Raw genomic sequence first — 13,324 nt, forward strand, 5'->3', positions numbered from 1 at the left:
AGGAAGGCGCCGCGTAACGGGGCTGTGTTGGCCCTGCAGAAATTCTACCAGCGGAAGCGCATCTCATCGCTGCGCGGTTTCACCTGTGGTGCCTGCTCACCGGCGCTCTCTGGATTGTCTACCGGCTCGCTGGCATCCAACGGTTCGGTGACTTCCTGCAACTGCCCCAGCGCCAATTGCGCGCGCAGTTGCTCCGGGCTGGCACTGACCTGATAAACAAGACGCTGGCCATCGATCTCCTGCAAACGTGCGGCGAACGGCTCGAGCAGGCGCTCCAGAGCGGCGAAACGGCCCAGATCAGCGCCCTCGATCACCAACGTCAGGCTCTGCGCTGCGCCGGGCTTGACCAGAAAGCGCGGGGCCAGACGCTCAGCCACCGCCAGCATCACCGCATCGGCCAGCGCTGCCTGATCAGCCGCTTCAGCCTTGCCTTGCTCACGTTCGTCACCCAGCCACAAACGCCAGGTCGCCTGCCAGCTGCCGCCACTCTCGGTCGCCTGCACTGCCAACAAGGCATCGGCGCCGTAGCGTTCGGAAGCTTCGCGCAGCGCTTGCGGGTCATTGGCCATCAATGCATCGCCCGTGGCGACCAGTTGCTCGCTCAAATCGGCCAGCGGCAGGCGCAAGGGCAAACCGCGATGCTGAGCGGCGTCACGCAGCCCTGCCGCTGCGCTCTGGCTTTCGCCGATCAGTTGGCTGCCTTCTGGAGATTCATTGAGCCACCAGGTAAGGATGGCCGGACGATTGGCGCCCCAGAGGGCCAGACCGGCCTGGCGCAACTGACGATCGGTACTGGCCGGGTCGAACTCGACGACCAGCGCATCGCCTTCGAAACCATACTGACTGACGATCTGCTGCGGATCCTTGCGCAGCCCCTCCAGCCCGGCACTCTGCAACGCCTTGGCATCCCCGGTGAGACGCTGCACCAGCGTCTGCAAGGCTTTCTGCATGGCGGCATCACGGCTTTCCGGCTGCTGATCTGCAACGGCCTCGCGTACCTGATACAAACCAGCGACCGGCGCAGCCAGGGCCGGCAGGCTCAGCAGCGACAGACAGAAAAACATCAGGCGGACAGACAGGCGCATGGCGGGCTCTCGCAAAGGGATAGTGGCACGGCAGCCGTGCGCAAAGGCCTATACCTTAAACAGCCGCTCAAGCCCCGGCAACCAGAGCCAGTGCCTGCGACGAAGCGCACGCGTGCGAGTGGCCGCTACCGGGCAAGCCTGATAAAATCGCGCGCCTTCGCCAGCCGGTACGCGCGCCGGGCTCCTTGGATGAGCCTGCGCCACGTCGGCGCCTACACGAACTCCCCATTCAAAGGCCCGGATCTATGAGCAAGCAACCCTCCATCAGCTACAAGGACGCAGGCGTCGACATCGATGCCGGTGAGGCCCTGGTCGAACGCATCAAAGGCGTCGCCAAGCGCACTGCCCGTCCGGAAGTCATGGGTGGCCTGGGTGGCTTCGGCGCCCTGTGCGAAATTCCGGCCGGCTACAAACAGCCGGTTCTGGTGTCCGGCACCGACGGCGTCGGCACCAAGCTGCGCCTGGCGCTGAACCTGAACAAGCACGACAGCATCGGCCAGGATCTGGTCGCAATGTGCGTCAACGACCTGGTGGTCTGCGGCGCCGAGCCGCTGTTCTTCCTCGATTACTACGCCACCGGCAAGCTCAACGTCGACGTGGCCGCCACCGTGGTCACCGGCATTGGCGCCGGCTGCGAACTGGCCGGCTGCTCCCTGGTCGGCGGTGAAACGGCCGAGATGCCGGGCATGTACGAAGGCGAAGACTACGACCTGGCCGGCTTCTGCGTCGGTGTGGTGGAAAAGGCCGAGATCATCGACGGCTCCAAGGTCGTCACCGGCGACGCGCTGATCGCCCTGCCCTCCTCCGGCCCGCACTCCAACGGCTATTCGCTGATCCGCAAGATCATCGAAGTCTCCGGCGCCGACATCGAGCAGGTACAACTCGGCGACAAAGCCCTGGCTGACCTGCTGATGGCGCCAACCCGCATCTACGTCAAGCCGCTGCTCAAACTGATCAAGGACACCGGCGCGGTCAAAGCCATGGCCCACATCACTGGCGGCGGCCTGCTGGACAACATCCCACGCGTCCTGCCCAAAGGCGCCCAGGCCGTCATCGACGTGGCCAGCTGGACGCGCCCGGCCGTGTTCGACTGGCTGCAGCAACAAGGCAACGTCGACGAGCACGAGATGCACCGCGTGCTGAACTGCGGCGTCGGCATGGTCATCTGCGTGGCTCAGGATCAGGTCGAAACCGCCCTTGCCAGCCTGCGTGCCAGTGGCGAAGCCCCGTGGGTCATCGGCCAGATCACCGAAGCGGTAGAAGGCGCGGCCCAGGTTCAGTTGAACAACCTGAAAGCCCACTGATGCCCTGTAATGTCGTCGTCCTGATCTCCGGATCAGGCAGTAATCTGCAGGCGCTGATCGACAGCATCGGCCACGACGGCAACCCGGCCCGCATCGCTGCGGTGGTCTGCAACCGCGCCGATGCCTTTGGCCTGGAGCGTGCGAAACAGGCTGGGATCGCCACCGAACTGCTTGATCACAAGCAGTTCGACGGCAGAGAGGCATTCGACGCCGCCCTGATCCAGGCAATCGACGCCCACCAGCCTGATCTGGTGGTGCTCGCCGGCTTCATGCGCATCCTCACGCCGGGCTTCGTCCAGCATTACAACGGCCGCCTGCTGAATATCCATCCTTCGCTGCTACCCAAGCACAAAGGCTTGCACACTCATCAGCGGGCTCTCGAGGCCGGCGACGCCGAGCACGGCTGTAGCGTGCACTTCGTTACCGAGGAACTCGATGGTGGCCCTCTGGTCGTACAAGCTGTACTGCCGGTTAAGGCAGACGACACGGCCGAAAGCCTGGCCCGCCGCGTACACCAGCAGGAACACCGCATCTATCCGCTGGCCGTACGCTGGTTTGCCGAAGGCCGCTTGCGTCTTGGCGCTCAAGGCGCAATGCTGGATGGCATGCCGCTGCCTGCCAGCGGCCACCCGATTCGAACCTAGGAGACTCTATGCGTCGTGCCCTGCTGCTCGCCCTGACTCTGTTCAGCCTGCCCGCCCTTGCCGATGAACTGCAGCCCTTCTCTGCCAGCTACACCGCTGACTGGAAGCAGTTGCCGGTCAGCGGTAGCGCCGAGCGCAGCCTCAAGCGCGAGGACGACGGTCGCTGGACGCTCAACTTCGAAGCCTCGATGCTGGTCGCCGGCCTCACCGAAGAAAGCACCTTCCGCGTCGACAACGGTGCCCTGCTGCCGCTGACCTACCGCCTCAACCGCAGTGGTCTGGGCAAAGGCAAGAAGGTCGAGCAGGACTTCGACTGGGAACAGAAGCAGGTGATCGGTACGGATCGTGGTGACGCCGTGCGCCTCCCGCTCAACCGCGGCCTGCTGGACAAGTCGACCTACCAGATCGCCCTGCAGCAGGACGTCGCTGCCGGCAAGAAGAGCGTCAGCTACCAGGTGGTCGACGGTGACGAGATCGAAACCTATGACTTCCGCGTACTGGGCGAGGAAGTGGTACGCACCAAGGCTGGCCTGATCGACGCAATCAAGGTCGAGCGCGTACGCGACCCCACACAAAGCACCCGCAAGACCGTGCTGTGGTTCGCCAAGGATTGGGGCCACCTGCTGGTTCGCCTGCATCAGGTGGAAACCGACGGCAAGGAATACCAGATCATGCTCAAGGAGGGCACGGTCGACGGCAAGGCGGTGGAAGGTCGTCGCGACTGATCCGCAAGCAAACGAAAAAACCGGGCCAACGCCCGGTTTTTTATTGCCCGCCGCAAACGCTGACAGACAGCCTCTCAGTTACGTAGGGTGCGCCATGCGCACCAGAGGATAGCCTCTGGTACTTCGGTGCGCACAGCCTGGGCGGCCCCGCGACACCCTACGAAGACCACCATCCATGGCAGGTATTACGCTTTATCAATTTCATTCGCCGTAGACGCTGACAGGCGGCGTCCCATGGCTTCTCAGTCCTGGCTGACCGCACCGATCTTGTGAATCGACAGGTCAGCGCCGTTGTACTCCTCCTCCTGGCTCAGACGAATGCCCAACGAGGCCTTGAGCAGGCCATACACCAGGAAACCACCCAGCAACGCCACCACCACACCCAGCACGGTACCGATCAGCTGGCTGGCCAGGCTCACGCCGCCCAGACCACCAAGAGCCTGCATCCCGAAGATACCGCAGGCGATGCCACCCCAAATGCCGCACAAGCCGTGCAATGGCCAGACACCCAGCACATCGTCGATCTTCCACTTCACCTGCGTGGCGGTGAATGCCCAGACGAACAGCGCACCGGCCACGACGCCGGTCACCAGCGCGCCAATCGGATGCATCAGATCGGAGCCAGCGCAGATCGCCACCAGGCCGGCCAGCGGGCCGTTGTGCAGAAAGCCCGGGTCATTACGCCCCACCAGCAACGCTGCGACGGTACCGCCGACCATGGCCATCAACGAATTGACCGCTACCAGGCCGCTGACACCTTCGAGCGTCTGCGCGCTCATCACATTGAAGCCGAACCAACCGATGATCAGGATCCACGAGCCCAGCGCTAGAAACGGAATGTTCGACGGCGCCATGGCAACCAGTTTGCCGTCACGATAACGACCATTGCGACGACCGAGCAGCAACACGGCACCGAACGCCAGCCAGCCGCCCATGGCATGTACCACCACGGAACCGGCGAAATCATGGAAGCCGGCGCCGAAACGCGCCTCGAGCCAGGCCTGCAAGCCGTAGTTGCCGTTCCAGATCATGCCTTCGAAGAAGGGATAGACGAACGCCACGATCAACGCCGTGGCGCACAACTGCGGGCCGAACTTGGCGCGCTCGGCGATGCCACCAGAGATGATCGCCGGAATCGCTGCGGCAAAGGTCAGCAGGAAGAAGAACTTCACCAGCCCATAACCGTGGTTCTCGGTAAGCACTGCAGCCGGTTCAAGGAAGTTGATGCCGTAGGCGATCCAGTAGCCGATGAAGAAATAGGCCAGGGCCGAGATGGCAAAGTCGGAAAGAATCTTCGACAAGGCGTTGACCTGGTTCTTCTGCCGCACCGTGCCAACCTCGAGAAAGGCGAAGCCCGCGTGCATGGCCAGCACCATGATCGCACCCAGCAGGATGAACAGGGTATTGGAGCCGTGGATCAGAGTGGCCACGGCACTGTTGATGTTTTCCATCTAGGAAGGAAACTCCGGCAGTGAAGAAAAAGCACCAAACGAAGGCATATCGAAGATTTTCTGCACCGCAATGCAGCAAGATCTTGAGGGGCGCCCTCGAACGCACCGGCAGGAAGCTCCAGAATGGCGCATCCAGAAACCGGAAATCTGGTATTTATTTCTTATAAATTAATGGGTTATTCGTCGCTCATGCCATCCTGGGCTTATCTCGAAAGGCACCACCACAGAGCACCGGACGAGTTTTACGCACCAGCAAAATGCAAGCGCTGTACCAAACGCCAACCCACTCACTTTCAGACTATTCTTGTGGAACCCTGGCGCTCCAGCGCACTCGTAAGGCATACATACTCAACGCAGAGGATTGCTCACCATGCCACGTAAAGCCGCTACTCCAAGCACCAAGGACGCCCTGCTGGACGAGTTCCAGGCTCTGGTCAGCGACACCGAGAAGCTCCTCCAGCACTCTGCCAGCCTCGCCGGCGAACAGGCCGAAGCACTGCGCGACGATATCCGCAGCAGCCTGGGCCGCGCCCGTGAAACCCTGCACAACGCCGAAGCCGGCCTACGCGAACAGGGCAAGATGGCCGTCGACGCCACTGAGGATTACGTACACAAACACCCGTGGCAGGCGCTGGGCCTTTCGGCCGCCGTCGGCCTGGTACTCGGCCTGCTGATCAGCCGACGTTGACAGCTCCCATGTCCAACGGGCCATCGCCACGGCGCCTGGGGGCAGCCCTGCTGGGCTTGCTCCAGGGCCATGTGGCGCTGCTGGCCCACGAACTCGAAGACCAGCGCAACCAGGCATTGCGAGCCCTGCTTCTGGGCGGGCTGTGCCTGGCTTTCGCCCTGCTCCTGCTGATCGGCCTGTCCGCCCTGTTGTTGATCGTCTACTGGGAAACCCATCGCCTGGCGGTGGCCACAGGCCTGTGCCTGTTCTATGGCTTCGGCCTGCTGGGTTGTGGCACCTGGTTACTCCTCAGCCTGCGCAACGCGGCGGCCCCTTTCAGCGCCAGCCTCGAAGAACTGCAACGCGACCGCGAGCAACTGCTGCCATGACGACTCCCACCCTGCCCCCAGGCGCCTCACGCCGCGAATTGCGCAAGGCCGTGCTGCGCATGCGCCTGGAAATGCACCGCCAGGAGCTTCGCCACGAAGTGCTGCAGATCACCCAGCCACTCAAGCAGGTGCGTGACTACGGCCAACGCCTGCGCCAGGGCAATGCACCATTTCTGCTCACGGGAGGCGCCCTGGCTTTGGCTGGATTGCTCGGCGGCAAGCGCGGCTGGCGGCGCTGGCTGCGCCTGGCGCTGATCATCGCGCCACTCCTCCGGCGCCGGCAAAGCGGCATCGACTGAACCCGACATTGGTCTAGACCTGGGCTGGCCGCAATCTTGCTAGATTGAGCTATCAAACCGCCACGTTGGCGGATCAACCGCTCGCTGCTAAGGATTCCAGGTGCTCGACGGACTGCCGTTTGCCGTCTTCCAACCCTTCATCGACACCGCGACCGGTCGTATCGCGGGTGTCGAGGCGCTGGCTCGACTGCGCGATGCCAATGGCCAGGCTCACTCGGCCGGGCCGCTTTTCGCCGACCCGAAAACCCCGCCCGCCGCGCTGCGCCGCCTCGACCGTCAGGTGCGCGAGGATGCACTGAGCCGCTTCCACCAGGCACCGAGCGACTGGTTCCTCAGCCTCAACATCTCGCCACGCTGGATCAGTCGCCTGCGCCCGGCACAACCGCTACCCAGCCTGATCCAGCTACAACGCAGCGGCATCGACCCGACACGCATCGTTTTCGAAATCACCGAACTCGGCGGCGCCAGCCAGCGTCTGCCCGACGTGGTGTCGCGCTACCGCGAAGCCGGCGCACGCATCGCCATCGACGATTTCGGCGCCGGCTACTCGCAGCTCGACCGCGTGCTGGCCCTGCAGCCGGACATTCTCAAACTCGACATGCGCCTCTTTCAGGAGGCCGCACGCGGCGGGCCGAGCGGTGAAGTGGTCAAGGCGCTGGCGCAAATGGCGGAAAAGACCGGCTGCTGGATCATCGCCGAGGGCGTGGAAACCGAAGCCGAGCTGAACTTCGCCCTGGAGTGCGGCGCTCGCTACGTGCAGGGTTTCCTGTTCGCCAGGCCGGAAGAAGCACTGTTCGCCAGCGATGCCTTCGTCGGACGTTTCGCCCGCCTGCGTGACAGTTACGTGCAGCAGAAACTCGCCGAGCGCGCGCGCCTGGTCAGCCTGCGTCAGCAACTGGCGGAACTGATGAGCGAACTGAGGCTATGGGCCGAAAGTGGCGCACCGGCAACCAGCCTGAAAGCTCCGGACAACTACCCCTGGTTGCTGCGCATCTATCAATGCGACCGCCATGGCACCCAGCTCACGCCGAACCTGGAATGGCGCAAGCAGAGCTGGCAGGCCGACGACCGCTACCTCGGGCACAACTGGTCATGGCGCCCCTACTTCTATCAATTGCTTGCAGAAGGTTGGGAAGAACGCCGCCTGACGCTGTCCACCACCTACCGCGACGCCACCAGCAACCAGTACTGCCTGACCGCCGGCCAGTTCATCGACAACGGCCGCCGCCTGCTGCTGGTCGATATCGACGCCGCGGGTCTTTAGGCAACCCAGGCTTGCAGGCTGCTGCCCGAACACCCAAGCTAGGGGCCTGGATCAACCCGGCGAGGATCGGCCTTGGATTGGCACACCCTGCTCACCCGTGAACGTCTCGGCAAACCCGCACCCAGCTCGGCAGAACTGGGGCGCAGTCCCTTCCACAAGGATCACGACCGCATCATCTTCTCTGGCGCCTTCCGCCGCCTGGGCCGCAAGACCCAGGTGCATCCGGTGTCGAGCAACGACCACATCCACACCCGCCTGACCCATTCGCTGGAAGTCAGCTGCGTCGGCCGCTCGCTGGCCATGCGCGTCGGTGAGATGCTGCGCGACGACCTGCCGGACTGGTGTACGCCGAGCGATCTGGGCATGGTCGTGCAGTCGGCCTGCCTGGCCCACGACATCGGCAATCCGCCCTTCGGCCACTCCGGCGAAGACGCCATTCGCTACTGGTTCCAGCAAGCGGCCGGCCGGGGCTGGCTGGACGCGATGAGCGATGTCGAGCGCGCCGACTTTCTCAATTTCGAAGGCAATGCCCAGGGCTTTCGCGTGCTCACCCAGTTGGAATATCACCAGTTCGATGGCGGCACGCGCCTGACTTACGCCACGCTCGGCACCTATCTGAAATACCCCTGGACAGCCCGCCACGCAGACGCGCAGGGCTACAAGAAGCACAAGTTCGGCTGCTACCAGAGCGAACTGCCACTGCTCGAACAGATCGCCGCCAAGCTGGAGCTGCCGCAACTGGAAGCACAGCGTTGGGCGCGTCACCCGCTGGTTTACCTGATGGAGGCGGCGGACGACATCTGCTACGGCCTGATCGACCTGGAAGACGGCGTGGAGATGGAGCTGCTCGACTACAGCGAAGTGGAAGCGCTGCTACTCGATCTGGTCGGCGACGACCTGCCGGAAACCTATCGCCAGCTCGGCCCCAAGGATTCACGTCGGCGCAAACTGGCGATCCTGCGCGGCAAGGCCATCGAACACCTGACCAATGCCGCCGCCGGAGCCTTCGTCGAGCAGCAGCATGACCTGCTTGCCGGCCGCCTGCAGGGCGACCTGGTCGAGCACATGCATGGCGCGGCGAAACACTGCGTGCAGAGCGCCAAGTTGCTGGCCCGGGAAAAGATCTTCCACGACAAGCGCAAGACCCTGCATGAGATCGGCGCCTACACCACCCTGGAGATCCTGCTCAACGCCTTCTGCGGCGCGGTGCTGGAACAACACGGCGGACGTGCGCCGTCATTCAAGCACCGGCGTATTCTCGATTTGCTCAGCTACTACGCTCCCGAACCGGGCTGGCCACTGTACCGCTCGTTCATGCGCGTGATCGACTTCATCGCCGGCATGACCGACAGCTACGCTACGGAAATGGCAAGGGAGATGACCGGACGTTCCGTTACCCCATGAAGAACCTGATTCGCAACAGCTTCACCTGGCATGCCGGACCACCGGCCTGGGGCCCGGCGGTGGTCGCCGGGTTAGGCTGTGCTCTGCCGTTGTTGCTCGGCCTGACCACCGCGCACAGCGGTTTTCTCTGGGCCTCGGCAGGCGCCTTCCAGGCCGCCCAGGCCAACCCGCTGCACCGCTTTGGCATGCTGCGCATGTTGCTGCTCACCGGTCTCGGCGCCTGCAGCGCAGGCCTCGGTTTCTGGGCCGGCAGTCACCCGCTGATCAGCCTGGGCATCTTCGCCGCCTTCGGCCTGCTGCTGGCCTGGCTGCAACGCTTCGGTAGCGAGGCCGGCAAGCTGGGCATCGGCCTGTGCATCTGCCTGTGCCTCGGCCAGGGACAGTTCGGCATCGGCAACCTGCACAACCCTTATGCGGTGGCCATGCTGTTCATTCTCGGCGGACTCTGGGTGATGCTGCTGGCCTTCGGCCTGCGTGGCCTCCACGGCCTGCGCATGTGGCCGTACATGCCGCGCTTTCTGGCCATCCTCAAGGTGCTCAAGCGCCACGCCCAGCGCCTGCCACGCCAGCAATGGCGTCTGCATGCCCTGGCGTGCATGCTGGCCTTCGCCGCATCGGGGCTGATCGTCAACCTGGCCGGATTGTCACGTGGTTACTGGCTGACCCTGACAGTGATCAGCACCTTGCAACTGGAATTCCAGGGCAGCCTGGTGCGTGCCCTGCAAGCCAGCCTGGCCAGTCTGGCAGCGGCTGGTCTGCTGATCCTCTTCGGTCACAGCCTGCAAAGCCCGCCGCTGATGGTGATGACCCTGCTGGTGCTGGTGATCCTCAGCCGTGCGCTGCAGGCCAACCACTATGGGCTTTTCGTACTGCAGACCACCCTGTGCTTCGTACTGCTGGCCGAGAGCCTGGCACAGGACTGGCACCTGGCCGAAGTGCGCCTGCTCAACGCCCTGATCGGTGTCGCCCTGACCCTGACAGTAGCCTTGCTGGTACACGGACTACGCCTGCAACTGAACAAGTCGAACAAGAACGAGGATGGTTCGCAGCAGCCTTTATAACGTTTCGGCAGATTCGCTCACTCTTCACTATGCTGTTGGAGCCTGCAGCGCCAGCAAGGAGTGAAGTGCGATGTCCAACACCGCTGTTCCCCGCCAACGCCGCTTTCCCCTACACGTCCATATCAGCGTTCTGTTCACCCTGCTCCTGCTGTTTACCGGGGTGATCCTGGGGCTGTTCAACTATCAGCAGACCAGCCGCCTGATCTTTTCCAGCAGCGAGACGCTGTTCGAACGCATTCAGGTCGATGTGCAGAAGGATCTGGACAGCACCTATCGACCGATCCGTCATCTGCTCAGCCTGCTGGCCCTGAACCCATCGACCCAGGCCAACAACCTGGAGGATCGCCTGGCCCTGCTGCCATTGTTCGTCCAGGCGCTGCGCGACAATCCGAAGCTGGCCTCGGTCTATCTGGGCTACGAGGATGGTGATTTCTTCATGGTGCGCCCGCTGCGTAGCGACATGCTCAAGCAGCGCTTCGATGCCCCCGACAAGGCGGCCTATCAGGTCTGGTCGATCGACCGCAGCGCCACCGGCACCGCCAGCGACTACCTGTTCTACGATGGCTCGCTGAATCAGCTGAGCCGCCGCCAGAAGCTCAGCGAACCTTACGATCCACGTGAGCGCGACTGGTTCAAACGCGCGCGCAGCGATGGTGGGCAGATCACCACGGCGCCCTACCTGTTCTTCTCGACCCAGGAAATCGGCACCACCCTGGCCAGACGCAGCGGCCTGACCACCGTGCTCGGCGCCGACCTGACCCTAGACGACCTGTCCGCCACGCTGGCCAGCCATCGCGTCACACCCAACAGTGAAGTGGTACTGGCCGATGCCGACGGCAATGCCGTGGCCTACATCGACAGCAGCCGCCTGCTCAAGGAGGTCGACGGCAAGGTATCGCTGGTCAAGGTGCGCGAACTCAACCCGGCGCTTGGCGAGCTGCTGGCGGGCGACCTAACCGAGCAGGATCAGGGCGTCGTCGAGCTGGCCAAGCAGCGCTGGGTCATGGCCCACCGACATATTCAGGAAGGTGGCCCGCAAGGCTTGCACCTGGCACTGCTGGTGCCCGAACAGGAGATGCTGGCCGAGGCCTACCGCATTCGCTGGCAAGGCGCGCTGATCACCCTGACCACCCTGCTGCTGTGCCTGCCCCTGGGCTGGCTGACCTCGCGCCTGGTGGTCAAACCGCTGCGCAGCCTGGTACAGGAAGCACAGGCCATACGCCGTTTCGACTTCACTCACCCAGCCAGCGGCCGCTCGCCGATTCTGGAGGTCGACCAACTGGCCGTGTCGATGAGCAGCATGAAAGACACGTTGTCGAGCTTCCTCGATATCGCCGCCAGCCTCTCCGCCGAAACCCACTTCGAAACGCTGCTCAAGCGCGTGATGGACGCCACCGTGTCCATCAGCAGCGCTCAGGGCGGCCTGCTCTACCTGCTCGACAGCGACACCGGCCGCCTGGAACCGCAGGGGCTGGTGATCGACGGACAGGCTCGCCCGCTCAGCGAGGCCGACCTTCACGGTATTCGCCATGACGATCCGCAGTTGCCTGAATGGCTACGCAGGCCCGCGACCGGTGGCACCAGCAGCGCCACCTCCATCGGCTTCGATCAGGCCGGGATCTTCCGGCGCCTGTTGGCGATGGTCGATAGCCCACGCCTGCACCTGATCGCGGCCGGCCTGCACAACCGCCAGGGCGATACGGTGGGCGTGCTGGTGCTGCTGCAACGCGATACCGGCGAGAACAGCGAAAGCATGCTCAGCCCGGAGCGTGTGGCTTTCGTCGATGCGGTGTCCGGCAGCGCCGCGCTGTGTATCGAAAGCCAACGCCTGCTGGCCAGGCAGAAACAGTTGCTCGACGCCTTCATCCAGTTGATCGCCGGCGCCATCGACGCCAAGAGCCCTTATACCGGCGGCCACTGCCAGCGCGTACCGGAAATCACCCTGATGCTGGCCCGCGCCGCTGCCGACAGCGACGCCCCCGAGTTTCGTGACTACAAGCCCAGCGACGAGGAGTGGGAGGCGCTGCACATCGCCGCCTGGCTGCACGATTGCGGCAAGGTCACCACCCCCGAGTACGTGGTGGACAAGGCAACCAAGCTGGAGACCCTCTACGACCGCATCCATGAAATACGCATGCGTTTCGAAGTGCTCAAGCGCGATGCCTGGATCGCTTACTGGAAAGGTCGCGCCGAAGGCGGCGACGAAACGGCGCTGGCCGCCCTGCGCGAGGAACTGCTGGCGACCCTGGATGACGAGTTCGCCTTCATCGCCCGCATCAACCTCGGCGGCGAGGCCATGGCCGATGCCGACCAGGCGCGCCTTGGACAGATCGCCGAACGGCGCTGGCTGCGTACCCTCGACAATCGGCTAGGAGTCTCCTGGGAGGAAGGCAAACGCCTGGAACAGTCGCCTGCCGCCAGCCTGCCGGTGGAAGAGCCGTTGCTGGCAGACCGCCCCGAACACCTGATCGAGCGTGCGGCCCAGGAATCGATCACGGCGGACAATCGCTGGGGCTTCAAACTGGACGTGCCGCAATACAAGTTCAACCGTGGCGAACTGCATAACCTGAGCATCGCCCGCGGCACCCTGACGGCCGAAGAGCGCTACATCATCAACCACCACATCGTGCAGACCATCCTGATGCTCGACCGGCTGCCCTTCCCCAAGCACTTGCGCAACGTCTCCGAAATCGCCGGTGGTCATCACGAGAAAATGGACGGCACTGGTTATCCCAAGCGCCTGACCCGCGAGCAGATGAGCCTGCCGGCACGCATGATGGCGATTGCCGATATCTTCGAAGCGCTGACCGCGGTGGATCGCCCCTACAAGAAGGGCAAGACCTTGTCCGAAGCGCTGAACATCATGGTCGGCATGTGCAAGGGCGCGCACATCGATCCGCAATTGTTCGCCCTGTTCCTGCGCAGCGGTATTCATCGGCGCTACGCCGAACGCTTCATGAAGGCCGAGCAGATCGACGAGGTGGACGAGCAGGCGCTGCTGGAAAAGGCAGGCATCGCGTAGAGGCGGAGC

12 protein-coding genes are annotated in these 13,324 nt (G+C 63.6%); 10 read left to right on the top strand and 2 right to left on the bottom strand.

Features of this window, described 5'->3' with window-relative positions; genetic code table 11:
- Window positions 1–44: 44 nt before the first annotated feature.
- Window positions 45–1,085 carry a DUF2066 domain-containing protein gene (locus HS968_RS16690; RefSeq protein WP_182367293.1) on the bottom strand — a complete coding sequence of 347 codons (1,041 nt, stop codon included), beginning with the start codon at window positions 1,083–1,085 and terminating at the stop codon, window positions 45–47.
- A gap of 245 nt (window positions 1,086–1,330) precedes the next feature.
- Between HS968_RS16690 and purM the strand changes: the two genes are divergently transcribed.
- From purM to HS968_RS16705, 3 genes are read left to right on the top strand one after another with little or no spacing between them, the layout of a single operon-like run.
- Window positions 1,331–2,389, top strand: coding sequence for a phosphoribosylformylglycinamidine cyclo-ligase (gene purM, locus HS968_RS16695; RefSeq protein ID WP_119692774.1), 1,059 nt, complete (start codon window positions 1,331–1,333; stop codon window positions 2,387–2,389).
- Window positions 2,389–3,033, top strand: a complete 645-nt coding sequence (gene purN, locus HS968_RS16700) for a phosphoribosylglycinamide formyltransferase (protein WP_119692775.1) — start codon at window positions 2,389–2,391, stop codon at window positions 3,031–3,033. Before purM ends, purN begins: the two co-directional genes overlap by 1 nt.
- A gap of 8 nt (window positions 3,034–3,041) precedes the next feature.
- Entirely contained in the window at window positions 3,042–3,758 is a 717-nt protein-coding gene (locus tag HS968_RS16705; protein ID WP_119692776.1) for a DUF3108 domain-containing protein, read from the top strand.
- 242 nt (window positions 3,759–4,000) lie between these two features.
- On the opposite strand, the gene HS968_RS16710 is transcribed toward HS968_RS16705, so the two are convergent.
- The gene (locus HS968_RS16710; RefSeq protein ID WP_182367295.1) at window positions 4,001–5,209 is read right to left on the bottom strand and encodes an ammonium transporter; all 1,209 of its coding nucleotides are present in this window, start codon (window positions 5,207–5,209) and stop codon (window positions 4,001–4,003) included.
- 370 nt (window positions 5,210–5,579) lie between these two features.
- On the opposite strand from HS968_RS16710, the gene HS968_RS16715 reads away from it, so the two are divergent.
- From HS968_RS16715 to HS968_RS16745, 7 genes are all read left to right on the top strand, one after another.
- Window positions 5,580–5,897: a DUF883 family protein gene (locus HS968_RS16715; protein WP_182367297.1), complete on the top strand. Its 318-nt coding sequence runs from the start codon at window positions 5,580–5,582 to the stop codon at window positions 5,895–5,897.
- Window positions 5,898–5,905: 8 nt separating this feature from the next.
- Complete coding sequence (locus HS968_RS16720) at window positions 5,906–6,265, top strand: phage holin family protein (protein ID WP_119692779.1); 360 nt, start codon at window positions 5,906–5,908, stop codon at window positions 6,263–6,265.
- Window positions 6,262–6,564, top strand: a complete 303-nt coding sequence (locus HS968_RS16725) for a hypothetical protein (RefSeq protein WP_119692780.1) — start codon at window positions 6,262–6,264, stop codon at window positions 6,562–6,564. Before HS968_RS16720 ends, HS968_RS16725 begins: the two co-directional genes overlap by 4 nt.
- A 100-nt stretch (window positions 6,565–6,664) precedes the next feature.
- Window positions 6,665–7,828: an EAL domain-containing protein gene (locus HS968_RS16730; RefSeq protein ID WP_182367300.1), complete on the top strand. Its 1,164-nt coding sequence runs from the start codon at window positions 6,665–6,667 to the stop codon at window positions 7,826–7,828.
- Between the two features lie 72 nt (window positions 7,829–7,900).
- Complete coding sequence (locus HS968_RS16735) at window positions 7,901–9,232, top strand: deoxyguanosinetriphosphate triphosphohydrolase (protein ID WP_119692782.1); 1,332 nt, start codon at window positions 7,901–7,903, stop codon at window positions 9,230–9,232.
- Window positions 9,229–10,293, top strand: coding sequence for an FUSC family protein (locus HS968_RS16740; RefSeq protein WP_182367303.1), 1,065 nt, complete (start codon window positions 9,229–9,231; stop codon window positions 10,291–10,293). The genes HS968_RS16735 and HS968_RS16740 overlap by 4 nt, the downstream gene beginning before the upstream one ends.
- A gap of 70 nt (window positions 10,294–10,363) precedes the next feature.
- A complete protein-coding gene (locus tag HS968_RS16745; protein ID WP_182367306.1) occupies window positions 10,364–13,315 on the top strand; it encodes an HD domain-containing phosphohydrolase in 2,952 nt (983 codons plus the stop codon).
- Window positions 13,316–13,324: the final 9 nt, after the last annotated feature.

The sequence above is a fragment of the Pseudomonas berkeleyensis genome (assembly GCF_014109765.1).
Lineage (GTDB): Bacteria > Pseudomonadota > Gammaproteobacteria > Pseudomonadales > Pseudomonadaceae > Aquipseudomonas > Aquipseudomonas berkeleyensis.